At 70.6% G+C, this 22,095-nt stretch carries 20 protein-coding genes; 15 read left to right on the top strand and 5 right to left on the bottom strand.

Annotated features, from left to right (window positions below; genetic code table 11):
- Positions 1 to 33 precede the first annotated feature (33 nt).
- From prpB to BBA86_RS07450, 8 genes are all read left to right on the top strand, one after another.
- The gene (prpB, locus tag BBA86_RS07485; protein ID WP_065570984.1) at positions 34 to 933 is read left to right on the top strand and encodes a methylisocitrate lyase; all 900 of its coding nucleotides are present in this window, start codon (positions 34 to 36) and stop codon (positions 931 to 933) included.
- Positions 934 to 955: 22 nt separating this feature from the next.
- A complete protein-coding gene (locus BBA86_RS07480) occupies positions 956 to 2,146 on the top strand; it encodes a bifunctional 2-methylcitrate synthase/citrate synthase (protein ID WP_065570983.1) in 1,191 nt (396 codons plus the stop codon).
- Positions 2,143 to 3,330: a thiolase family protein gene (locus BBA86_RS07475; RefSeq protein ID WP_065570982.1), complete on the top strand. Its 1,188-nt coding sequence runs from the start codon at positions 2,143 to 2,145 to the stop codon at positions 3,328 to 3,330. Before BBA86_RS07480 ends, BBA86_RS07475 begins: the two co-directional genes overlap by 4 nt.
- A gap of 29 nt (positions 3,331 to 3,359) precedes the next feature.
- On the top strand, positions 3,360 to 4,136 hold the full coding sequence (locus BBA86_RS07470; protein ID WP_065570981.1) for an enoyl-CoA hydratase-related protein: 777 nt from the start codon (positions 3,360 to 3,362) through the stop codon (positions 4,134 to 4,136).
- Positions 4,133 to 4,537: a RidA family protein gene (locus BBA86_RS07465; RefSeq protein WP_065570980.1), complete on the top strand. Its 405-nt coding sequence runs from the start codon at positions 4,133 to 4,135 to the stop codon at positions 4,535 to 4,537. The genes BBA86_RS07470 and BBA86_RS07465 overlap by 4 nt, the downstream gene beginning before the upstream one ends.
- A gap of 111 nt (positions 4,538 to 4,648) precedes the next feature.
- Entirely contained in the window at positions 4,649 to 5,425 is a 777-nt protein-coding gene (locus BBA86_RS07460) for an electron transfer flavoprotein subunit beta/FixA family protein (protein WP_065570979.1), read from the top strand.
- An 18-nt stretch (positions 5,426 to 5,443) separates the two neighbouring features.
- Positions 5,444 to 6,433: an electron transfer flavoprotein subunit alpha/FixB family protein gene (locus BBA86_RS07455; protein WP_065570978.1), complete on the top strand. Its 990-nt coding sequence runs from the start codon at positions 5,444 to 5,446 to the stop codon at positions 6,431 to 6,433.
- A gap of 210 nt (positions 6,434 to 6,643) precedes the next feature.
- On the top strand, positions 6,644 to 8,107 hold the full coding sequence (locus BBA86_RS07450) for a cytochrome b/b6 domain-containing protein (RefSeq protein ID WP_317614747.1): 1,464 nt from the start codon (positions 6,644 to 6,646) through the stop codon (positions 8,105 to 8,107).
- A gap of 189 nt (positions 8,108 to 8,296) precedes the next feature.
- Here the strand turns inward: BBA86_RS07450 and BBA86_RS07445 are convergent, their stop codons facing one another.
- On the bottom strand, positions 8,297 to 8,806 hold the full coding sequence (locus BBA86_RS07445; RefSeq protein WP_065570976.1) for a GNAT family N-acetyltransferase: 510 nt from the start codon (positions 8,804 to 8,806) through the stop codon (positions 8,297 to 8,299).
- Positions 8,807 to 8,938: 132 nt separating this feature from the next.
- Here BBA86_RS07445 and BBA86_RS07440 point away from each other — a divergent pair, with 132 nt between their 5' ends.
- Positions 8,939 to 9,499, top strand: coding sequence for an acyl-CoA thioesterase (locus BBA86_RS07440; RefSeq protein WP_065570975.1), 561 nt, complete (start codon positions 8,939 to 8,941; stop codon positions 9,497 to 9,499).
- A 57-nt stretch (positions 9,500 to 9,556) separates the two neighbouring features.
- Complete coding sequence (locus BBA86_RS07435) at positions 9,557 to 13,279, top strand: proline dehydrogenase family protein (protein ID WP_065570974.1); 3,723 nt, start codon at positions 9,557 to 9,559, stop codon at positions 13,277 to 13,279.
- 191 nt (positions 13,280 to 13,470) lie between these two features.
- On the opposite strand, the gene BBA86_RS07430 is transcribed toward BBA86_RS07435, so the two are convergent.
- A complete protein-coding gene (locus tag BBA86_RS07430; RefSeq protein WP_223247050.1) occupies positions 13,471 to 14,220 on the bottom strand; it encodes a hypothetical protein in 750 nt (249 codons plus the stop codon).
- A 163-nt stretch (positions 14,221 to 14,383) separates the two neighbouring features.
- Between BBA86_RS07430 and ddaH the strand changes: the two genes are divergently transcribed.
- The 5 genes from ddaH to BBA86_RS07405 are packed head-to-tail and all read left to right on the top strand — an operon-like array spanning position 14,384 to position 19,978.
- Positions 14,384 to 15,247, top strand: a complete 864-nt coding sequence (ddaH, locus tag BBA86_RS07425; protein WP_065570972.1) for a dimethylargininase — start codon at positions 14,384 to 14,386, stop codon at positions 15,245 to 15,247.
- Positions 15,244 to 16,461, top strand: a complete 1,218-nt coding sequence (gene rocD / locus BBA86_RS07420) for an ornithine--oxo-acid transaminase (protein ID WP_065570971.1) — start codon at positions 15,244 to 15,246, stop codon at positions 16,459 to 16,461. Before ddaH ends, rocD begins: the two co-directional genes overlap by 4 nt.
- Positions 16,462 to 16,509: 48 nt before the next feature.
- Positions 16,510 to 18,210: a circularly permuted type 2 ATP-grasp protein gene (locus tag BBA86_RS07415; protein ID WP_065570970.1), complete on the top strand. Its 1,701-nt coding sequence runs from the start codon at positions 16,510 to 16,512 to the stop codon at positions 18,208 to 18,210.
- A complete protein-coding gene (locus BBA86_RS07410; protein WP_065570969.1) occupies positions 18,204 to 19,136 on the top strand; it encodes an alpha-E domain-containing protein in 933 nt (310 codons plus the stop codon). Before BBA86_RS07415 ends, BBA86_RS07410 begins: the two co-directional genes overlap by 7 nt.
- Positions 19,133 to 19,978, top strand: a complete 846-nt coding sequence (locus BBA86_RS07405; protein ID WP_065570968.1) for a transglutaminase N-terminal domain-containing protein — start codon at positions 19,133 to 19,135, stop codon at positions 19,976 to 19,978. The genes BBA86_RS07410 and BBA86_RS07405 overlap by 4 nt, the downstream gene beginning before the upstream one ends.
- A 9-nt stretch (positions 19,979 to 19,987) precedes the next feature.
- Here BBA86_RS07405 and BBA86_RS14570 read toward each other — a convergent pair whose 3' ends face one another.
- The 3 genes from BBA86_RS14570 to BBA86_RS07395 all read right to left on the bottom strand — a co-directional run bounded on the left by BBA86_RS14570 (position 19,988) and on the right by BBA86_RS07395 (position 22,067).
- Positions 19,988 to 20,125: a hypothetical protein gene (locus BBA86_RS14570; RefSeq protein WP_189318437.1), complete on the bottom strand. Its 138-nt coding sequence runs from the start codon at positions 20,123 to 20,125 to the stop codon at positions 19,988 to 19,990.
- 125 nt (positions 20,126 to 20,250) lie between these two features.
- Positions 20,251 to 21,624 carry an MFS transporter gene (locus tag BBA86_RS07400; RefSeq protein ID WP_065570967.1) on the bottom strand — a complete coding sequence of 458 codons (1,374 nt, stop codon included), beginning with the start codon at positions 21,622 to 21,624 and terminating at the stop codon, positions 20,251 to 20,253.
- Positions 21,621 to 22,067, bottom strand: coding sequence for a MarR family winged helix-turn-helix transcriptional regulator (locus BBA86_RS07395; RefSeq protein WP_065570966.1), 447 nt, complete (start codon positions 22,065 to 22,067; stop codon positions 21,621 to 21,623). The genes BBA86_RS07400 and BBA86_RS07395 overlap by 4 nt, the downstream gene beginning before the upstream one ends.
- Between the last annotated feature and the right edge of the window lie 28 nt (positions 22,068 to 22,095).

Raw genomic sequence — 22,095 nt, 5'->3', positions numbered from 1 at the left:
GAAACGCCCCGCCGGCCCAAGGGAGGCTCGCTGATGCTGTACGCGCAGACCCCGGCGCACGAGAAGCGCCGCCTGTTCCGCGAGCGGCTCGCGACGGGGGAGCTGCTGCGGTTCCCGGGCGCGTTCAACCCGCTGTCGGCCCGGCTCATCGAGCGGAAGGGGTTCGAGGGGGTCTACATCTCAGGCGCCGTGCTCTCCGCCGATCTCGGGCTCCCCGACATCGGACTGACGACGCTCACCGAGGTCGCCGCCCGCGGCCAGCAGATCGCCCGCACGACGGAACTGCCCGCGATCATCGACGCCGACACGGGCTTCGGCGAGCCGATGAACGTGGCGCGGACGATCCAGACCCTCGAAGACGCCGGCATCGCCGGTGCGCACATCGAGGACCAGGTGAACCCGAAGCGCTGCGGCCACCTCGACGGCAAGGAGGTCGTCGACGAGGGTACGGCGCTGGGGCGCATCCGCGCCGCCGTCGACGCCCGTCGCGACCCGAACTTCCTCGTGATGGCGCGCACCGACATCCGGGCCGTCGACGGACTGGATGCCGCGACCGACCGCGCGCGCAAGCTGGTCGACGCCGGGGCCGATGCGATCTTCCCCGAGGCCATGCGCACCCTCGAGGAGTTCGCCGCGGTGCGCGCGGCCGTGGACGTGCCGATCCTCGCGAACATGACCGAGTTCGGCAAGAGCGACCTGTTCACCGTCGACCAGCTGCGCGACGTCGGGGTGAACATCGTCATCTGGCCCGTGTCGCTCCTGCGGATCGCGATGGGCGCGGCCGAGCGTGCGCTCGATACGCTGATCGACGAGGGGCACCTCACGTCCCGCCTCGGCGAGATGCAGCACCGCGCCGACCTGTACGACCTCATCGACTACGAGTCGTACAACCACTTCGACACGAACGTCTTCACCTTCCGCATCGACCGCTGACGGTCGACGAACAGGAGCGAACATGAGCGACCCCGACATCAAGAAGGGCCTCGCCGGCGTCTACGCCGACACGACCTCGATCAGCAAGGTCAACCCTGAGACGAACTCGCTGCTCTACCGCGGGTACCCCGTGCAGGAGCTCGCGGCGACGCAGCCGTTCGAGGCCGTCGCCTACCTGCTGTGGCACGGTGAACTGCCGACGGCCGATCAGCTCGCCGAGCTGCAGGCGGTCGAGCGAGCGAACCGCGCGTTGCCCGCCGACATCCGCTCCTTCATCGACGCGATGCCGACCTCGGCGCACCCGATGGACGAGGCGCGCACCGTCGTGAGCGTCCTCGGCGCGTTCGAGACCGCGGGCATCGCGAATGTGTTGGATGCCGCGGGCACACCGGCCGAGAACCTGGACCGCAGCATCCGTCTCTTCGCGATCCTGCCCGCTGTCGTCGCGTACGGTCAGCGGCGCCGTCGCGGACAGGAGATCGTCGAGCCGCGTGAGGACCTCGGCTACGCCGCGAACTTCCTCTGGATGACCTTCGGCGAGGAGCCCGACGAGGCCGTCGTCGACGCGTTCAACCGCTCGATGGTCCTCTACGCCGAGCACTCGTTCAACGCGTCCACGTTCACCGCGCGGGTCATCGCGTCGACCCTGAGCGACCTCTACTCGTCGGTCGTCGGCGCGATCGGCGCGCTGAAGGGACCGCTCCACGGCGGCGCCAACGAGGCCGTCATGCACATCTTCGACGAGATCGGCTCGGCCGACGCCGTCATCCCGTGGCTCGACGACGCCCTCGCCGCGAAGCGCAAGATCATGGGCTTCGGGCACCGGGTGTACAAGCGCGGCGACTCGCGCGTGCCGACCATGAAGGCAGCCCTCGATACGCTCGTCGCGCACTACGACCGGCCCGACGTCGCGGAGCTGTACGAGACGCTCGAGTCCGAGTTCGTCTCACGCAAGGGCATCTACCCGAATCTCGACTATCCGTCGGGCCCGGCGTACAGCCTGATGGGCTTCGACACGCTGACGTTCACGCCGCTGTTCATCGCCGCCCGCATCACCGGGTGGACGGCGCACATCATGGAACAGCAGGCATCCAACGCCCTCATCCGCCCCCTGTCGGCCTACGGCGGCGAGGGCGAACGTCACATCGAGGGCTACGTTCCGGATGCCGCCGAGGTCGAGGCCCTCGAACGGCCCGAGGAAGCCGCGGGATGACCTCCGCCGAGCGCATCGCCATCGTCGCCGGTGCGCGCACTCCCGTCGGAAGGTTCGACGGTGCGTTCCGCGGCACGCCCGCGCACGAGCTCGGTGCGCAGGCGGTGTCGGCCGCGCTCGAGCGGTCGACCGTCGACGCCGCGCGCGTCGGCGAGGTCGTCATCGGGACGATCGGCCAGGTCGCGAGCGACGCCTACATCGCCCGGCGCATCGCGCTCGCGGCAGGTCTCGCGGACGACACCCCCGCTTTCACGGTCAACCGGCTGTGCGGATCGGGGCTGCAGTCGATCTGGTCGGCCGCGCAGGAGCTCCGGTGGGGAGGCATCGACGTGGCCGTGGCCGGCGGCGCCGAGAACATGACGCGCATGCCGTTCTACGACATGGACGCCCGCTCCGGCGCGACGCTCGGGCACCGCCGGCTGCTCGACGGCACGCTCGCGATGCTGACCGACCCGTTCAGCGGGCGGCACATGGGGACGACCGCCGAGACCGTCGCGGAGCGGTTCGGAGTGACGCGCGCCGATCAGGACGCCTACGCCCTCGAGTCGCAGCGCCGTGCGTCGACGGATGCCGCCCGCGCGGCGTTCGCGGAGGAGATCGCCGTAACGACGACCACCGATCGCCGACCCGTCGAGGTGTCCCTCGACGAGCATCCGCGCCCCGACACGACGCTCGAGGCGCTCGGCCGGCTGCGGCCGGCCTTCACCCCCGACGGCACGGTCACGGCGGGGAACGCCTCGGGAATCAACGACGGTGCCGCGGCGACAGTGCTGATGCGGGAGTCCGACGTGCGGGCCGAGGGGCTGCCTGCGCTCGCGACGATCGAGGCGGTCACGACGGCGGCCCTGGATCCCGCCATCATGGGGTACGCGCCGACGCTCGCGCTGCGCAAGCTCTTCGCGCAGACGGGGCTGACCCCCGCCGACGTGTCGACGATCGAACTCAACGAGGCGTTCGCGTCGCAGGTGATCGCCGTCATGCGCGACACAGGACTCGACCCGGAGCGGACGAACCCCTATGGCGGGGCGATCGCGCTCGGCCATCCGGTCGGCGCCACCGGCACGATCCTCGCGGTCCGCGCGGCGCTGACGCTGCAGCGGACCGGCGGCGAGTTCGCGATCGTCACGATGTGCATCGGCGGGGGACAGGCGCTCGCAGCGCTCCTGCGACGCTGGGACGCCTGACCGCGGCATCCGTCTGCGAGCATGTGGACATGACGGATTACGCGACCATCCTCACCGAGACGCGCGGGCGCGTCGGGTGGATCACCCTCAACCGACCCGAGGCGCTGAACGCCTTGAACGCCCAGGTCATGCACGATGTCGTGGATGCCGCGGAGGCCTTCGACGCCGACGCCGGGATCGGCGCGATCGTCGTGACGGGCAGTGAGCGGGCGTTCGCGGCGGGGGCGGACATCAAGGAGATGGAGGCCCTCAGCGGCAGTGAGATGCTGCTCGCGAACCACTTCGGCGAATGGTCCCGGTTCGCTGCGGTGCGGACGCCGACGATCGCTGCGGTGGCGGGGTACGCGCTGGGCGGCGGGTGCGAACTGGCGATGATGTGCGACGTCATCCTCGCGGCGGACTCGGCGCGGTTCGGGCAGCCCGAGATCGGTCTCGGGGTGATTCCGGGCCTCGGCGGGACGCAGCGACTGGTGAGAGCGATCGGGTCGTTCAAGGCTGCCGAGCTGGTGCTGACCGGCCGCCAGCTGACGGCAGAGGAGGCGGAGCGGGCGGGGCTCGTCTCGCGCGTCGTGCCGGCGGCGGAGCTTCTGGACGATGCGCAGCGCACGGCGGAGGCGATCGCGTCGAAGCCGTTGCCGGCGCTGTACGCGGCGACGGCGGCGCTCGACGTCGCGGTGGAATCGACGCTGGCCGAGGGCCTGCGCTTCGAGCGGCACGCGTTCGCCGGGCTGTTCGACACCGCGGATCAGAAGGAGGGCATGGCCGCCTTCCGCGAGAAGCGTCCGCCGGAGTTCCGTCACCGATGAGTGCCGTGCGTCTGGTGCGGTCCGACGGGCTCGCCGCGGCGCCGTACGCCTACGCGTCGCGTGTCGAGGCGGGGGCTGAGCTGATCTTCCTCGCCGGAGCCTGCCCCCTGGCCGACGACGGGTCGACGGTCGCGGTCGGCGATGTCGCAGGGCAGGCACGGCGGTGCGTCGAGACGATGCTGGTGGCCCTGGATGCCGCGGGTGCTGCGCTCGCCGACGTCGCCTCGACGAGGGTGCTGGTCGCCTCGTCTGATCGGCGGGATCTCGTCGCAGCCTGGGACGTCGTGCAGGCGGCCTTCGGCGACCACGACGTGCCGAGCACGCTGATGGGTGTGGCCGCGCTCGGCTACCCGGATCAGCTCGTGGAGATCGAGGCGGTCGCGGCTACGCGGCGCGGGTAGGCGGGGGCCGGCCGCGGGCGTTCGACGTCACTCGCGCCCCCGGCTCCTGTCCCGGACACCGGCACCCTCGCGTCCGACCGTAGACTCTGAGGCGATGCCGAGGAGGAGTCAATGAAGATCGTCGTCCTGCTGAAAGAAGTGCCGGACACCTGGGGTGATCGCACGCTCGACCTCGAGACCGGGCTCGCCGCGCGTGACGCGTCCGAGCGCGTCCTCGATGAGATCGGTGAGCGCGCTCTCGAAGTCGCCCTGACGTACTCCGAGGCGAACGAAGGCACCGAGGTCGTCGTCATGACGATGGCGTCGGATGCCGCGACCGCCTCCCTCCGCAGGGGGCTCGCGATGGGAGCCCACTCCGCCGTCCAGATCACCGACGATGCGTTGCGCGGCGCCGACCTCGGCGTCACGGCCCGCGTCCTCGCCGCGGCGCTCCGTCGGACCGGCTTCGACCTCGTGATCACCGGCAACCTGTCCACCGACGGAGCCGGCGGCGTGCTCCCCGCGATGCTCGCCGAGCACCTCGGCGTGCCGCAGGCGACTGCTCTCTCCGCCGTGGAGATCGCGACGGATGCCGTCAGCGGCACTCGTGCGACGGACTTCGGCACCGCGTCGGTCACCGCGCCGCTCCCGGCTGTCATCTCGATCACCGAGGCGCTTCCGGACGCCCGCTTCGCGAACTTCAAGGGCATCATGGCGGCGAAGAAGAAGCCGTTCGAGGTGCTGTCGCTCGCCGACCTCGACGTCGATGTCGACGCGGCATCCGCCCCGCAGTCGATCATGACCGCGGTCGCGCAGAAGCCGCCGCGTCAGGCGGGAACGAAGATCGTCGACGAGGGGGACGCCGGCGAGAAGCTCGCGGCGTTCCTCCTCGAGAACCGGCTGGCGTGAGAGACCGAGGAGAACATCGTGACCGACTTCGCCCCTGACGCCGTCCTCGTCTGGCTCGACGTGACCCCTGCCGGGGAGCTCGCCGCCTCCGCTCCCGGGTTGCTCGGAGCCGCCGCCTCGGTAGGTACGCCCGTCGTCCTCGTCGTCGCCGACGAGTCCCGGCACGCCGACCTCGCCGCCGCGGCCGGAGCCCTCGGCGCCTCGGCCGTCCTGACCGCAGGCCTCGGCGGTGCCGACACCGCGCTCACGGTGCCGGTCGTCGACGCGGTGGCCGCGGCATCCACCCTCGTGCGGCCCGACGCCGTGCTCTTCTCCAACTCGATCGAGGGTCGGGATGCCGCGGGCAGATTCGCCGCCCGCACCTCGGCTGCGCTGTGCGTCGATGCCGTCGGCGTCTCGCGTGACGACGACGGCGTGCTCGCCCAGCACTCCGTCTACGGCGGCGCGTACAACGTCACCGCCGGCGCGACTTTCGGTCCGCTCGTCGTGACGCTGCGCCAAGGTGCCGTCGACGCGCGCGCCGCGGCCGTCGACGCTCCGACCGTGGTCGCGTTGCAGGTCGAGGCATCCGGTGCCCCTGCCGCCACCATCACCGGCTTCGACGAGGCGGTCGCCGTCTCCAGCCGCCCCGAGCTCCGGGGCGCGGCGAAGGTCGTCTCGGGCGGACGCGGGCTCGGGTCGAAGGACCAATTCACCCTCGTCGAGCAGCTCGCCGACGTGCTCGGTGCAGCCGTCGGGGCGTCACGAGCCGCAGTGGACGCCGGGTACGTGCCCTATTCGTACCAGGTCGGCCAGACGGGCGTCTCTGTCTCGCCGCAGCTGTATGTCGCTCTCGGCATCTCGGGCGCGATCCAGCACAAGGCGGGGATGCAAACGGCGAAAACCATCGTCGCGGTGAACAAAGATGGAGAGGCACCGATCTTCGACATCGCCGATTTCGGTGTCGTCGGGGACGTGTTCACCGTCGTGCCGCAGCTGATCGCGGCGCTCGAGGCGGGAAAGAAGTAGGAGCGGATGGCGACTTACGCGCGTTCGGTGCGCCGCGGACTTCCGCGCGCCCGCGGCGGCGACCCCTGGCCGCCCGAGGGGGAGACCCCGGCGCCGGTCAGCCCAGCGCCCGTCGACCCGCCCGCGTCTGCCGCACCACCCGCCGCCGACCCGACCGAAAGTGCGGCCACCGGCACCGCATCGATGCAGAACGAGTCGGCTCGAGGTGCTGTGACGCGCCGGGGACTCCCGCGCACGCCGGGTGGCGATCCCTGGCCGCCCGCAGCGTCGACTGCGCCGGATGCCGCGACCCCCGCGGCCCCTGCCGTCGAAAACGCGCCGCGCGAGGCCGATGGCCCCGGCACGGACCGGGTCCTCGTCGAGGCGGCTGAGCCCGCGGCAACCGCCCCCGCGGCATCGGCTTCCGTGCCCTCCACCGCCGTGACCTCGGCGGAAGGCACAGGCACCGGCGCGGTCCGCCGAGGCCTGCCTCGCGCCGCGGGCGGGGACCCGTGGCCCCCCGCCGAGACCACGCCCGCCCCGCGCGCCACGCCCCGACTCCGCGAGACTGCACCTGGCGGTCCAGACAGCGACCTCGCGCCGCAGTCTGGGCGCGCGCATGCAGTCTCGGCTTCCTCGGAGCCGGCGCCAGCGCCCGCCACCCCCGCACCCGCGACCCCGGACCCCGCCGCCCCGCGACCTCCGCTCGCCGAGCGCCCGCTCGCGCACGCGGGCGTCGCCCGCCGCCCGGCGCCGAAGCCCGATCCCGCGCGCATCGGTCCGTTCTCGAAGGCCCAGTGGGCCGGTGTGGTCGTCCTCGGCGGAGCGGCGGTCCTCTACGTCGCGGCGATGGCCGTCCTCGCCGTCCGCTGGATCCTCAGCCTCGAGCCTCTCCAGGACTTCCTCACGACCTACCCGGGCGAGTATCACCTGCCCGAGGGGGCGCCCGTCGGGTTCCCCGCGTGGCTGAACTGGTCGCACTTCCTCAACGCGTTCTTCATCGTGCTGATCATCCGCACCGGTCTACAGGTGCGGTCTGAGAAGCGGCCCTCCGCCTTCTGGATCTCGAAGAAGGATCGCAAGCGGCGCATGAGTCTGACGCTCTGGCTGCACCAGGCCCTCGACATCCTGTGGCTCGCGAACGGGCTGATCTTCGTCGTGCTGCTGTTCGTGACCGGTCAGTGGATGCGGGTGATCCCGACCTCGTGGGAGGTATTCCCGAACGCGCTATCGGCCGCGCTGCAGTACGTCTCCCTGGACTGGCCGACCGAGAACGGCTGGGTGAACTACAACGCGCTCCAGCAGCTCGCCTACTTCGCCACGATCTTCATCGCGGCCCCTCTCGCGGCGATCACCGGCTACCGCATGAGCGCGATGTGGCCGAAGCAGGCGACGATGCTGAACCGGCTCTACCCCGTCGAGTGGGCGCGCAAGGTCCACTTCCCGACGATGCTCTACTTCGTCCTGTTCATCGTCGTCCACGTCGCTCTCGTGCTGTCGACCGGAGCGCTCCGGAACCTCGGCCACATGTACGCGGCGACCGGGTCGGTCGACCCGGAGGCATACGCCGACAACTGGACCGGGTTCTGGCTCTTCGCCCTGTCGATCGCCGTCACCGTCGCGGCCTATGTCTCGATGCGTCCGCTCGTCGTCGCCCCGATCGCGCGCCTGTTCGGCGAGGTCAAGAGCCGCTGACGCCAGTCGGCGCACCCGTCGGGTGACATATGCACGACCGGCGGTGCGGGTGTCGCCTCCGAAGACTGCACAGGCGGCATCCGTCCCACCCGTCGTGCATCCGTGGCCCCACCGTGGCATCCGGCACCAAAGGCCGACGGCGCGGCATCCGAAACGGGATGCCGCGCCGTCGAGTCTCGCGCTCGTGCGTCAGCGCACGAAGCGGACTTCCGTCAGCGTCTCGCCGAGGAAGGGTTCGGTGTGGCTCGCCCCGTCGAGGGTGAACCCGTTGCGCGTGTAGAACCGGTGGGCGCGGGGGTTGTCCTCGGCGACCCACAGGTACAGCTCCCTGTCACGCTCGGGGACCACGGCATCGAACAGCCGCTGGCCGATGCCGGTGCCGTGCCACGCGTCGAGCAGGTAGATGAAGTACAGCTCGCGGTTGCGCGGCGCGTCGCGGTCACGGGCGGGCCCGGATCCGGCGAAGCCCACGATCTCGCCGTCCACGAGGGCGGCGACCATGCTGAAGTCGGGTCCCTGCTGGGCCCAGTGGGTCCAGAGTTCCGCGAGCCGGCGGGCCGACACGTTCTCGAGGGCGGCCTTGCTGATGAGGTGGTCGTAGGTCTCGTGCCAGCACGTCGCGTGCACTCGGCCGAGGGCCTCGGCATCCACGTCGCGAACGGGACGGACGACGGTGTCGGTCTGCAGTTCGGGCTCCATGGCCAGACTCTACGCACGGCCCGTCGGATCGTGAAATCGACAGCGACCGGGCCCGATATGCCGCGCGGCGCCTGTCGACAAGCGACAACGGATGCCGCACTGTGCGCGTGTACATGGCTAGGCTCGCCGCTCGTGAACGTATGGTGGCGGACCCTGTTGACCCTGATGCGCGCCCGCGTGACGTACCGACGTCGCGGACCGATCCCGCCGGACGCCGTCGGTCGCATCCGGCTCCGGACCCTGCCGACCGACATCGACCTGCTCGGCCACATGAACAACGGCCGGTACGCGTCGCTGTTCGACCTCGGCCGCTTCGACCTCCTGACCCGCACCGGCATCTGGCAGACGATGAATGAGCGCGGCTGGTACGGCGTGGTCGCCAGCGAGACGGTCACCTTCCGGAAGTCGCTCCAGTTGTGGCAGCGATTCACCGTCGAGAGCCGCATCATCGGACACGACGACAAAGCCGTTTACCAGATGCATCGCGCGGTCGTGAGGGGCGAGGTCTACGCCGAGATGGTCCTGCGTGTCAGGTTCCTCCGCCGCACGGGCGGGATCGTGCCACTGGAGGAGCTCTTCGACGCCCTCCACCGGCCCGACACCCTGCCCCCGATCCCGCAGTGGATCCAGGACTGGGCCGCGGCATCCGCTCTGCCGTCGACCCGCGCGGACGCGCCGAGCATCTGGCCCTAGCGTCCAGCCCTCGCGTGTCCCGCCGCGCCCGCCCGAGGCGCGCCTAGGCTGAGCCTCATGTCGGACACGTCTGTCGCGCCACAAGCGCCCACCGCCGACCTCGCCGAGCGGGCCATCGCCCTCGCAGAGCGCTGGGTCGCCGAATCCGCCGAGGTCGCTGTCGACCCCGCCGCCGAGCGCCTCGCGGGGGTGTTGAAGGACCCGAACGGCCTACCGTTCACCCTCGGCTTCGTCGACGGCGTCATGCGGCCGGAGTCGCTCACCGCGGCAGCATCCAATCTTCAGCGCGTCGCGCCGCTCGTGCCCTCCTTCCTGCCCTGGTACCTGCGCGCCGCGGTCCACGCCGGCGGTGCCGTCGCCCCGATGCTGCCGTCGCCGGTCGTCCCCATCGCCCGCCGCGTCCTGCGCGAGATGGTCGGCCACCTCATCGTCGACGCGCGGCCCGACAAGCTCGGGCCGGCGCTGCAGACGCTTCGCGAGTCGGGCGCGCGCCTCAACCTCAACCTCCTCGGCGAAGCGGTGCTCGGCGAGTCCGAGGCCCTCCGCCGTCTCGAGGGCATCCACGAGCTCGTGCGCCGCGACGACGTCGACTACGTCTCGGTGAAGGTCTCCGCGATCGCCAGCCACCTCTCGATGTGGGCGTTCGACGAGATCGTCGAACGCGTCGTCGAGCGGCTGCGTCCCCTGTACCTGTCGGCGGCCGAGGACGGGACCTTCCTCAACCTCGACATGGAGGAGTACCGCGACCTCGACCTCACGATGGCCGTGTTCATGCGGGTGCTCGACGATCCGCGCCTGCGCGATCTCGAGGCGGGCATCGTGCTGCAGGCGTACCTGCCCGACGCCCTCCCCGCACTCCAGAGCCTCACCGCATGGGCGCGCGAGCGCGTCGCGGCCGGAGGTGCGCGCATCAAGATCCGTCTCGTCAAGGGTGCGAACCTCGCGATGGAGCACGTCGACGCCGTGATGCACGACTGGCCGAGCGCGCCCTACGAGACGAAGCTCGACACCGACGCGAACTACGTCCGCTGCCTCGACGAGGCCCTTCGCCCCGAGAACACCGAGGCGGTGCGCATCGGGGTCGCCGGCCACAACCTGTTCCACATCGCGTACGCGTGGCTGCTCGCGGGCGAACGCGGCGTGCAGCGCGACGTCGAGGTCGAGATGCTCCTCGGCATGGCCCAGGGTCAGGTGCAGGCCGTCGCGCGCGAGATCGGGCACGTCCTGCTGTACGTGCCCGTCGTCCGCCCCGACGAGTTCGACGTCGCGATCAGCTACCTCGTGCGCCGCCTCGAAGAGAATGCGTCCAGCGAGAACTTCCTCTCGGCCGCGTTCGACCTGGCGTTCGACCGTGCCATGTTCGTCCGCGAACGCGACCGGTTCACAGCCTCGGTGACACGCGCGGCGGACCGGATGCTCATCACGGGCCCCCGCCGCCATCAGGACCGCACTGCAACGCCCGACGAGGGCGAGCCGGCGACGACGACGGATGCCGCTCCGGCGGCCGATCTCGACGAGGCGGGTCTCACGCAGGTCGTGCTCGGTATCGCGGGGGGTGGCGCCGCCGCAGCGGACCCCGACGAGACGCGCCCGGCCGAGCTTCCCGGCCGCCCGTCGCTGTTCGGCGGGGATGCGTTCGTCGAGACCGCCGTCTTCTCCTCGCGCGAGACCGTCGTCTCGCAGGGTGCGCCCGGCTTCCGCAATACGGCCGACACCGACCCCGCCCTCCCCGCCAACCGCGCGTGGGCGCGATCGATCCTGAGCCGCGTCGCCACCTCGACGGCGGGGGATGCCGCGATCGCCGCCGCTCGCATCGGCACCGAGGCCGAGCTCGAGGCCGTCGTCGGCCGGGTCGCGTCGACCGCCGACGCATGGGGCTCGATGCCCGCGGGTGATCGTGCCGGAGTGCTGCTGCGTGCGGCGCGCGCACTCGAGGCTCGCCGCGGCGAGCTCATCGAGGTGGCGGCATCCGAGACCGGCAAGACCCTCGCCGAAGCGGACGTCGAGGTCAGCGAGGCGGTCGACTTCGCCCGCTACTACGCGTCCACCGCCCGCGAGCTCGACAGCGTCAGCGGGGCGGTCTTCGTGCCGTCGCGCGTGACGGTCGTCACCCCGCCGTGGAACTTCCCCGTCGCCATCCCCGCCGGGGGAGCCCTCGCCGCGCTCGCCGCCGGCTCCGGTGTGGTGTTCAAGCCCGCGCCGCAGGCCCGGCGCTGCGCCGCCGTGGTCGCCGAAGCGATCTGGGAGGCGCTCGACGAGGCCGGGATCGGCCGCGAGGTCCTCGCCCTGGTCGATCTCGACGAGGGCGGTCTCGGCAGGCAGCTGATGACGCACCCGGCGGTCGACCGCGTGATCCTCACGGGGTCGTTCGAGACCGCGGCGCTCTTCCGCTCCTGGCGACCAGATCTCGCCCTTCAGGCCGAGACGAGCGGTAAGAACGCGATGATCGTGATGCCGTCCGCGGACCTCGACCTCGCGGCATCCGATCTCGTCCGTTCGGCGTTCGGGCACGCGGGGCAGAAGTGCTCGGCCGCGTCGCTCGCGATCCTCGTCGGACCCGTCGCGCGATCCCAGCGCTTCTCGCGACAGCTGGTGGATGCTGCGACCTCCCTGCGCGTGGGGTCGCCGGACGACCCGCTGACCGAGATCGGCCCGCTCGTCGAGGCGCCGTCCGGCAAGCTCGAATGGGCGCTCACGACGCTCGACGAGGATGAGGCGTGGCTCGTGGAGCCGCGCGAGCTGGTCGACGAGCGCTACCCCGGTCGGCTGTGGACCCCCGGCATCCGCACCGGTGTGAAGCCGGGTTCGCGCGTGCACCTCGAGGAGTTCTTCGGTCCGGTCCTCGGTGTCATGCACGCCCGCTCGCTCGAGCACGCGATCGAGCTGCAGAACGCCGTCGACTACGGACTGACCGCAGGGCTCTATACGCAGAACCCCGACGACCTGGCCATCTGGCTCGACCGCGTCGAGGCCGGCAATCTCTACGTCAACCGCGGGACGACCGGCGCGATCGTCCAGCGTCAGCCGTTCGGCGGCTGGAAACGCTCATCCGTCGGCGGGGGAGCCAAGGCCGGTGGCCCGAACCACCTCATCGGGCTCGGTTCGTGGCGCCCCACCGCGGGTGCCGCGACGTCGTCGACGCTCCACCTGAAGGGTCTCGACTCGTCGATCACCGACGTCATCGAGGCCGCGCAACCCGCGCTCGGATACGAGGCGTTCGAATGGCTGCGCCGTGCCGCGCTGTCGGATGCCGTCGCCTGGAACCGCACCTTCGGCAAGGTCGTGGACGTGTCGCATCTGGGCGTCGAGCGGAATCTGTTCCGGTACCGGCCCGCGACCGTCGAGATCCGTTCGACGACGGATGCCGCGCCGCAGGCGCTCGTCCGCGCGATCATCGCGGCGGTTCGGGCCGGGTCGTCGTTCACGGTCAGCACCCCGGCGGGTCTGGCCGCCACGGTCCGCTCCGCGCTCACGGCGTTGGACGTTCCGGTGTTCGTCGAATCCGACGAGCAGTGGTACGCGAGGATGTCGGGTCCGGCTGCGGAGGAGGCGCCCGCCCGTGCCGATCGGGTACGACTGGTGGGACCCCCCGCCCAGGTGCAGGAGGTCCGGACCGCTCTCGTGGCCGCGATCGAGGGCGACCCCGACCTGGCCGTCTACGCCGACGAGGTGACACAGGCGGGGCGGATCGAGCTGCTCCCGTTCCTGCGGGAGCAGGCCATCTCGATCACGGCCCACCGATTCGGCAATCCGTACCACTGGAGCGAATCCGTCATCTGACCGAGTGCTGGTAGGCCGATCCATCTGGATTAATCGATCCGCGGAAGAAAACAACTTATCTTTCTGGTGCTGGGCCGCTTTGCCTTGTTTGAATGGTCACGCGCTTCTGGGGAGCGCGCACGAAAGCACTTCGGGGGGAGTGTCGCCCCGGGCTCACGGACCATCGGTCCGAGCCCGGGGCATTCGTGTTTTCAGGCGTAGCGCGGGAGCCGCACCCAGGCATCCGGCTCCGCGTCATCGCGCGGGATCATGAACGAATCCACCAGCGCTCGTACCGTGAGGCCGAGCAGGGTCCATTCGCCGGAGGGCGTGCCGTCTGCTCCGCTCATGTGGAGCATCGGGTGGGGGAGCCGCTCGAGGGATTGGATGGCGAACCCCTCCGCCATCGCCGCCATGGCCTCCGCGAAGTCCTGGATCGTCAGGCCGTCCCGCATGCGCATGCCGTACGCGTCGATGACGTACTGGTAGAGCTCCGCGAACGCGTCGATGGACTCCCGGTGCCGTGCGAGGCTCGCCTCTGTCAGCTCCGGCCAGGTGTCGGCGGTCGTCCGCAGCGCCAGGGCGACGCGGAAGGACTGCGCGTCGAGCACCTCGGTGGGATCGTCGGCGGTGAGCTCCGCCGCCTTCACGTGCGCGAGCGCCGCCTCGCGGATGATCTCCTCGCCCGACGCGCCGGTCGCGATCATCTCGTCGACCCTGGCGCGCATGCCGTCGGCGGGGCCCACGACGCGCATCCGCACCATCGAGACCGCGAGATCGCGGTGGTAATCGGCTTGGTCGGCCCACAGCCGGTAGGCGGCCCCGGTCGTCAGGCCGGTCCGCCGCAGGACGTCCTGCAGGCGGATGTGCTGCACGCCGGCGCTGACCCCCCGTTCGAGGAGCATCTGCATCCCGGCGCGCAACAGGAGGGCTCTGGTCTGTTCACCCGTGCGTCTGGCCATGATCTGCATCCTGTCATTTCCGAGCAACCCCCCGTGGCATGCATCCACCGGATTGCGGCACCCGACCTGCCATGATGGAACCCGGCGTGCCCGATCCGTCGGCTTCCGCAAGCTCCGTCGGGCCTCTGGACAGCGTCCGCCGCCCCGGAGACGAGGAGCGAGAATGACGACGCAGCCCGACACGGTCACCCGCATCGCCCAGCACCGTCGATACCTGATGTGCCGGCCCGAGCACTTCACGGTGTCGTACAGCATCAATCCGTGGATGGAGCCGTCGCGCCCCACCGACACCGCCAAGGCCCTCCGCCAGTGGCAGGTGCTCCACGACGCATACGTCGAGCGGGGCCACGAGGTCGAACTGATCGATGCCGTGCCGGGGCTGCCCGACATGGTCTACACCGCGAACGGCGGCTTCATCGTCGACGGTCGCGCGCTCGGCGTCCGCTTCCGGGTCGACGAGCGCCGCGGCGAGGAGCAACCGTTCATGGACTGGTTCGCCGCGCACGGCTTCGAGGTCGTCGAGCCCGTCGAGGTCCAAGAGGGCGAAGGCGACTTCCTCCTCGTCGGCGACACGATCCTCGCCGGCACCGGCTTCCGCTCCGTCGGCGACAGCCACCGCGAGCTGGCGGCCGTCTTCGACCGCGAGGTGGTCTCGCTGCGCCTCGTAGACCCGAGGTTCTACCATCTCGACACCGCGATCACCGTCCTCGACCCGGTCCAGGGACCGGGCGGCGTCGACCGCGCGAACATCGCCTACCTGCCGTCGGCCTTCGACGACGAGTCCCGCCGTGTGCTCGCCGAACGCTATCCCGACGCCATCCGGGTGTCGGATGCCGACGGTGCTGTCTTCGGACTGAACGCGGCCAGTGACGGACTCCACGTCTTCGTCTCGCCCCGAGCGGCCGACTTCGCCGCGCAGCTCGAGGAGCGCGGCTACGTCCCCGTCCCCATCGACCTGTCCGAGCTCCTGCTCGGCGGCGGCGGCATCAAGTGCTGCACGCTCGAACTGCGCGGAGGTGCGCGATGACCGATCTCGAACTGCCCACGTCGGACGCCGCGATCGCGGCGGAAGCGGAGCACCTCGCGCACAACTACCACCCGCTCCCCGTCGTCGTCGCCGAGGGCGAGGGTTCGTGGGTGACCGACGTCGAGGGCAAGCGGTACCTCGACCTCCTGTCGGCCTACTCCGCGCTGAACTTCGGGCACCGGCATCCCGCCCTGGTCGCGGCGGCGACCGAGCAGCTCGGTCGTCTGACACTGACGAGTCGCGCGTTCCACAACGACCGGCTCGGCGCCTTCGCCGGTGCGCTCGCCGACCTTGCCGGCAAGGACATGGTCTTGCCGATGAACACCGGCGCGGAAGCCGTCGAGACCGGCGTCAAGATCGCGCGCGCCTGGGCCTACCGGGTGAAGGGCGTCCCCGAGGGGCGCGCGAAGATCCTCGTCGCGTCGGGAAACTTCCACGGCCGGACGACCACGATCGTCGGCTTCAGCGATGACCCGCAGGCGCGCGACGGCTTCGGTCCGTTCGCTCCCGGGTTCGAGGTCGTGCCGTACGGGGATGCCGCGGCCCTTGCGGCCGCGATCGACGACGACACCGCCGCGGTCCTGATCGAACCGATCCAGGGTGAGGCCGGCGTCGTCATCCCGCCGGACGGGTATCTCCGCGCCGTCCGGGAGATGTGCACGGCGGCGAACGTCCTGTTCATCGCCGACGAGATCCAATCCGGCCTGGGCCGCGTCGGCACGACCTTCGCGTGCGAGCGCGAGGACGTGGTGCCCGACCTGTACCTGCTCGGCAAGGCCTTGGGCGGCGGCATCCTCCCGGTCTCCGCCGTCGTCGGGAACCGCGACGTCCTGGGTGTCATCCACCCGGGGGAGCACGGCTCGACCTTCGGCGGCAATCCGTTGGCAGCCGCCGTCGGACTCGCCGTGGTCGGGCTCCTCGCAACCGGCGACCTGCAGCGGCGCGCACTCGCGCTCGGCGACCACCTGCGTGCGCGTCTCGAGCCACTGATCGGCGCGGGCGTCACGGCGATCCGGGTCGCGGGACTCTGGGCGGGTGTCGACATCGATCCGGCCAAGGGGACCGGGCGCGAGGTCGCCGAGCGGCTCCTCACTCGCGGCGTCCTGGTCAAGGACACGCACGGACAGACGATCCGCATGGCGCCTCCGTTGATCATCCGGGCCACCGAGATCGACTGGGCCGTCGAGCAGCTGCGACTCGCGCTCACGGACTGACCGCACGGCGAAACACTTCGGCAACACCGCCCGGATTAGGCTCGTCGCATGGGTGACCTCTTCGACGGATACGGCTCCACGCTGGCACCGCGCAAGACCCCGTCCGGCGTCCCGGCCTTCGACGAGATGTTCGCCGAGATCGCGCATCCGGGCGAGGCGGCCCGGTCCCGGTCGTCGTATCGCGAGCTCTACCAAGCGCTCGCGCAGATGACCCAGGAGGAGCTCCGCGGGCGCACGGAATCACTCGCCAGTTCGTATCTCGCGCAGGGCGTCACGTTCGACTTCGCGGGTGAGGAGCGGCCGTTCCCGCTGGATGCCGTGCCGCGCGTCATCGCGTACGACGAATGGTCGCGCATCGAGAAGGGCGTGCAGCAGCGCGTGCGCGCCCTCGAGGCCTTCCTTGACGACGCCTACGGGCACCAGCACGTCGTCCGCGACGGTGTCCTGCCGGCGAAGCTGATCGCGTCGTCGCAGTACTTCTACCGTCAGGCCGCCGGCATCCGCTCCGCCAACGGGGTCCGCATCCAGGTCGCCGGGATCGACCTCATCCGCGACGAGCACGGCGAGATGCGCGTCCTCGAGGACAATGTCCGCGTGCCGTCGGGCGTCAGCTACGTCATCTCGAACCGTCGCGTTATGGCGCAGACGCTCCCCGAACTCTTCGTCTCGATGCGCGTGCGCCCCGTCGGCGACTACCCGAACAAGCTCCTGCAGGCCCTCCGGAACTCCGCGCCGCCCGGCGTCGACGACCCGAACGTCGTCGTGCTCACCCCGGGTGTCTACAACTCCGCCTACTTCGAGCACACGCTGCTCGCGCGCCTCATGGGTGTCGAGCTCGTCGAGGGTCGCGACCTCGTCTGCCAGGGCGGCCGGGTCTTCATGCGGACGACGCGGGGACCCCGCCGCGTCGACGTCATCTACCGCCGGATCGACGACGACTTCCTCGACCCGCTGCAGTTCCGCGCCGACTCGATGCTCGGCGCCCCCGGGCTCATGCTCGCGGCGCGCCTGGGCAACGTCACGATCGCGAACGCGGTCGGCAACGGCGTGGCCGACGACAAGCTGCTCTACACGTACGTGCCCGACCTGATCCGGTACTACCTGGCCGAGGAGCCGATCCTCAAGAACGTCGACACCTGGCGTCTCGAGGACCCGGGCGCCCTCGAGGAGGTGCTCGACCGGCTCGACGAGCTCGTCGTGAAGCCCGTGGACGGCTCCGGTGGGAAGGGTCTCGTCGTGGGCCCCGACGCGAGCCCTGCGGAGCTCGATGCGCTCCGCACGAAGCTCCGGGCCGACCCGCGCGGCTGGATCGCGCAGCCGGTCGTCATGCTCTCCACGATTCCCACCCTCGTCGACGACGGGATGCGTCCGCGCCATGCGGACCTCCGCCCCTTCGCCGTGAACAACGGCGACGAGGTGTGGGTGCTCCCCGGCGGGCTCACCCGCGTCGCCCTCCCCGAAGGCCAGCTCGTCGTCAACTCGAGCCAGGGCGGCGGTTCGAAGGACACCTGGATCGTCGGGGGCGACGCGCCCGGCCGAGGCGAGTACGGGCAGGCGCAGTCCCTCGCCGGTCTCGTCGCGGAGCAGGCCACCGCGACCTCGGCCATCCCGATCATCTACGACGCGCAGGACGAGCCCGACCATTCGCCGCAGGATCGGCCGCGCACGCTGTCCGAACAGCAGGAACAGCAGCAGCAGGAACAGCAGCAGCAGGGCAGCGACGTCGAGGGAGGGGAGGCGGGATGCTGAGCCGTATCGCCGAGAGCCTCTTCTGGATCGGCCGCTACATTGAGCGCTCGGACGGCACCGCCCGCATCCTCGACGTGCACCTCCAGCTCCTCCTCGAAGACCCGTGGATCGACGAGGACACCGCGTGCCGGTCGCTCATGGGCGTCATGGGGGCCGCCCCCGCCGACGGTGGAGGTGTCGTCACCCGCGGTGACGTGCTCACCCTGCTCGCCGTCGACCGGGTCAACCCGTCGTCGATCGCGTACTGCCTGCAAGCTGCCCGCGAGAACGCCCGGCGCGCGCGCGAGATCGTGTCGACCGAGCTCTGGGAGACGCTCAACACGACGTACTCGCGGATGCCGCGCCGCCTCAACGACGAGAAGACGCACGAGTTCTTCCAATGGGTCCGCGAGCGCGCCGCGCTCGCCGTCGGCGTCACGGACAGTTCCACGAGTCACGACGAGGCCTGGCAGTTCTTCACGCTCGGGAGGGCCATCGAGCGCACCGACATGACCGCGCGGATGCTCGCGACGAGGTCGCTGACCGAGGCATCCGGTCCGTCCTGGACGACCATCCTGCGTTCCTGCGGCGCGTACGAGGCGTACCTGCGGACCTACCGCGGGATGCCGAGTTCGCAGAACGCGGCGGAGTTCCTTCTGCTCGACCGTCTCTTCCCGCGGTCGATCATCCACTCGATCCGCACGGCCGAGCAGTGCATGAGTGCGATCGACCCCGTCGCCGATCGGGTCGGGCACTCCAACTCGGTGCTCCGGGCTCTCGGTCGGATGCGCAACGAACTCGAGTACCGCCCGATCGACGAGGTGCTCACCGAGCTCCCCGCCCACATGCAGAGGGTGCAGTCGGTGACGCGCGAGGCGTCCGAGGCCATCCGGGCGAGGTTCTTCCCGACCCAGGCCGAACCCAGCTGGATCGGAGAGACCTCATGAAGCGGCTGCGCATCGAGCACACGACGGGCTTCGACTACCCGGGTGAGGTGGGGGCGTCGTACAACGAGGCGCGGATGCTGCCGACGACGAGCGACAGCCAGTTCGTCCTGAGCTCGCAGCTCGACATCGACCCGTCGACGAACGTGAACTACTTCGTCGACTACTTCGGTACGCGGGTGGCGGCCTTCGATGTCCTGGCGAAGCACTCCGCGTTGCAGATCACCGCGCGCTCGCTCGTCGAGGTCCGTGCGCGGCCGCTGACCCACCCCGACATGTCGTGGGAGGCACTCGGGCGCGACGCGCAGCGGTCGATCGGCACCGTCGAGATGCTCTCGCAGACGCGGCGCACCGAGCCGCATCCCGAAGTCGCCGACCTCGCCGCGGGCATCGCCGCCCAGCACGAGAACCCGTCGCACGCGGCTCTCGCGATCGCAACGGCCATCGGTCAGGCCGTCGAGTACGTCCCCGGTGCGACCGAGGTCCAGTCGACCGGTGCCGAGGCGTGGGCGGAGCGGAAGGGTGTCTGCCAGGACATGGCGCACATCGCCCTGGGCGCCCTCCGCTCCGTCGGAATCCCGGCACGCTACGTGTCGGGGTACCTGCACCCGAACCCCACCGCCGAGGTCGGCGTCCCCGTCGCCGGGGAGTCGCACGCCTGGATCGAGTGGTACGCGGGGTCCTGGCACGGCTTCGACCCGACGAACGACGCCGAGATCGGCGACCGGCACGTCACGGTCGGCCGCGGGCGCGACTACAACGACGTACCGCCGCTGCGCGGCGTGTACGCGGGACCGTTCAAGAGCCGCCTCGAGGTGACGGTCCTCATCACGCGCGAGGCGTGACTCGGCGCCTCAGGCGGGGGAATCGTCGGGGTCGAGGGTCTTGAGGGTGTCCTCCTCGACCTCGTTGTCGGCGTCGAGCTGGTTCTCGGTGACCTCGTCGACGCCGGTCGGGTCGTCCTGCTCCGGGGTGGGTGTTGTGTCGCTCATGGCCGCGACGCTACGCACGCGGCGGCGCGGCATCCGCCCCCTTGACAGGCTCGTCCGACGGCACGCGACTCGTCCGCCGGGCGGATGCCGCGCGGCAGGTCGCGTCCCCGGAATCGCCGAGCCGGTCAGCGGCGACGGGCCGTCGCATCCGTCCCGGCCGCCGCAGCGGCGACGTCCGCGTCGGGGAGTCGGATCGGCGTCGTCGCGGCGACCTCGTCGCTGAACTCCTCGGGTGCGACGACGCTGATCGGGCGGGTCTCGTCGATCGTCATCGCGAAGCGGCGCGTCTCATGGCGGTGCAGGCGACCCGAGAAGAGCAGCCAGCCGCCGCCCACGCCGAAGGCGATGAGCGCTGCCGCCGCACCGAGGAGGATCGCCGCGCGCGGGCCGAACGCGTCGGCGACCCACCCCACGATGGGCGCGCCGAACGGCGTCCCGCCCATCAGGATCGCCATGTAGAGGGCGAGCACGCGTCCGCGGAGGGCGGGCTCGGTCGTCGTCTGCACGTAGCCGTTCGCGGTCGTGAGGGTCGTCACCGTCGAGAAGCCGATCAGCATGAGGGTCGCGGCGTAGGCGATGTACACCGGCATGGCCGCAGACAGGACCGAGGCGACGGCGAACAGCCCGAGCCCGAGGATCACGAGCCGCAGGCGCGCGCGGTCCCGGCGCGCCGCCAGCAGAGCGCCCGCGAGCGAGCCGATCGCGAGGATCGAGCTGAGAACGCCGTAGCCGTCCGCGTTCTGTCCGAACTCGAGAGCCATCGTCGAGGCGAGGATCGGGAAGTTCATGCCGAATGCACCCAGCAGGAACACCATGATGAACGTGACGACGAGGTCGGGTCTGCTCGCCACGTAGCGCAGGCCGTCGGCCATGCGCGCAGCACTGTGCAGCTTCGGGCGGGGGACGAGCTCGGCGGAGCGGATGAGGCTCAGGGCGATCAGCATCGCGAGGAACGTCAGGGCGTTGACGAGGAACACCCAGCCGGTGCCGACCGCGACGATGACGAGGCCGGCCACGGCGGGCCCGATCATGCGGGCCGTGTTGAAGGATGCCGCGTTGAGCGCGACCGCATTCGACGCGTTCTCGCGGGCGACGAGGTCGGAGACGAACGCCTGCCTCGTCGGGTTGTCGAAGGCGGCGACGATCCCGAGGGCGAACGCGAAGGCGTACATCGTCCAGAGGTTCATGCTGCCCGTGAGCAGCAGGACGCCGATGATGAGGCCGAGCAGCATGAGCGAGCCCTGGGTGACGAACAGGAGCTTCCGGCGATCGAAGCGGTCTGCGACGAGGCCGGTCAGCCCGACGAGCAGGAGCGGCGGCGCGAACTGCAGCGCCATCGTGATGCCCATCGCCGTCGCGTCGTTGTCGGTGAGCTGGGTCAGCACGACCCAGCTGAGGGCGGTCGCCTGCATCCACGCGCCCACGTTCGACACGAGCGCGCCGATGAACCAGACCCGGTAGTTGAACACCGAGAAGGAGCGGAACATGGCGGAGCTCATCGGCCGGCCACCTCCTGCATGATCGTCGCGGCCTCGGCGAGCGTGTCGCGCTGGGCGGGGCTGAGCTCCTCGAACGCGTGCTCGAGCCAGGAATCGCGGCGACGGACCGTCTCGACGACGACATCGCGGCCGGACTCGGTGAGGTCGATGACGACCTTGCGGCGATCGTTCTCGTCGGGGGTGCGGCTGAGGTAGCCGAGCTCCTCGAGGCAGTTCACCGTGCGGTTCATCGACGGGGCGGACACGCGCTCTCGCTCGGCCAGCTCGCCGAGCGTGTGCGGTCCGTGCATTTTCAGTCCGGCCAGGACGGCGAAGTGACCGTCGCTCATGGTGTCGACGGCGCGCTGCGACCGCAGGCGACGCGCGAGGCGGAAGGTCGCCATGCGGAAATCGGATGCGGCGAGCGCCAGATCCGCGGTGGTCGTCTCGGGTGCGCTGCTCATATTTGTTTAGCATAACTCATTAGTCTGG

The sequence above is a fragment of the Microbacterium oleivorans genome (genome assembly GCF_001691565.1).
In the GTDB taxonomy this organism is placed as follows: domain Bacteria; phylum Actinomycetota; class Actinomycetes; order Actinomycetales; family Microbacteriaceae; genus Microbacterium; species Microbacterium oleivorans_B.
The sequence above is the reverse complement of the archived record's forward strand: the minus strand, read 5'-3'. Positions and strand labels throughout refer to the sequence as shown.

Bases quoted from the DNA above. Each gene is read 5' to 3' on its own strand.
- prpB (WP_065570984.1), top strand. From the start codon at position 34: ATGCTGTACGCGCAGACCCCGGCGCACGAGAAGCGCCGCCTGTTCCGC.
- BBA86_RS07480 (WP_065570983.1), top strand. From the start codon at position 956: ATGAGCGACCCCGACATCAAGAAGGGCCTCGCCGGCGTCTACGCCGAC.
- BBA86_RS07475 (WP_065570982.1), top strand. From the start codon at position 2,143: ATGACCTCCGCCGAGCGCATCGCCATCGTCGCCGGTGCGCGCACTCCC.
- BBA86_RS07470 (WP_065570981.1), top strand. From the start codon at position 3,360: ATGACGGATTACGCGACCATCCTCACCGAGACGCGCGGGCGCGTCGGG.
- BBA86_RS07465 (WP_065570980.1), top strand. From the start codon at position 4,133: ATGAGTGCCGTGCGTCTGGTGCGGTCCGACGGGCTCGCCGCGGCGCCG.
- BBA86_RS07460 (WP_065570979.1), top strand. From the start codon at position 4,649: ATGAAGATCGTCGTCCTGCTGAAAGAAGTGCCGGACACCTGGGGTGAT.
- BBA86_RS07445 (WP_065570976.1), bottom strand. From the start codon at position 8,806: ATGGAGCCCGAACTGCAGACCGACACCGTCGTCCGTCCCGTTCGCGAC.
- BBA86_RS07435 (WP_065570974.1), top strand. From the start codon at position 9,557: ATGTCGGACACGTCTGTCGCGCCACAAGCGCCCACCGCCGACCTCGCC.
- BBA86_RS07430 (WP_223247050.1), bottom strand. From the start codon at position 14,220: ATGGCCAGACGCACGGGTGAACAGACCAGAGCCCTCCTGTTGCGCGCC.
- ddaH (WP_065570972.1), top strand. From the start codon at position 14,384: ATGACGACGCAGCCCGACACGGTCACCCGCATCGCCCAGCACCGTCGA.
- rocD (WP_065570971.1), top strand. From the start codon at position 15,244: ATGACCGATCTCGAACTGCCCACGTCGGACGCCGCGATCGCGGCGGAA.
- BBA86_RS07415 (WP_065570970.1), top strand. From the start codon at position 16,510: ATGGGTGACCTCTTCGACGGATACGGCTCCACGCTGGCACCGCGCAAG.
- BBA86_RS07410 (WP_065570969.1), top strand. From the start codon at position 18,204: ATGCTGAGCCGTATCGCCGAGAGCCTCTTCTGGATCGGCCGCTACATT.
- BBA86_RS07405 (WP_065570968.1), top strand. From the start codon at position 19,133: ATGAAGCGGCTGCGCATCGAGCACACGACGGGCTTCGACTACCCGGGT.
- BBA86_RS14570 (WP_189318437.1), bottom strand. From the start codon at position 20,125: ATGAGCGACACAACACCCACCCCGGAGCAGGACGACCCGACCGGCGTC.
- BBA86_RS07400 (WP_065570967.1), bottom strand. From the start codon at position 21,624: ATGAGCTCCGCCATGTTCCGCTCCTTCTCGGTGTTCAACTACCGGGTC.
- BBA86_RS07395 (WP_065570966.1), bottom strand. From the start codon at position 22,067: ATGAGCAGCGCACCCGAGACGACCACCGCGGATCTGGCGCTCGCCGCA.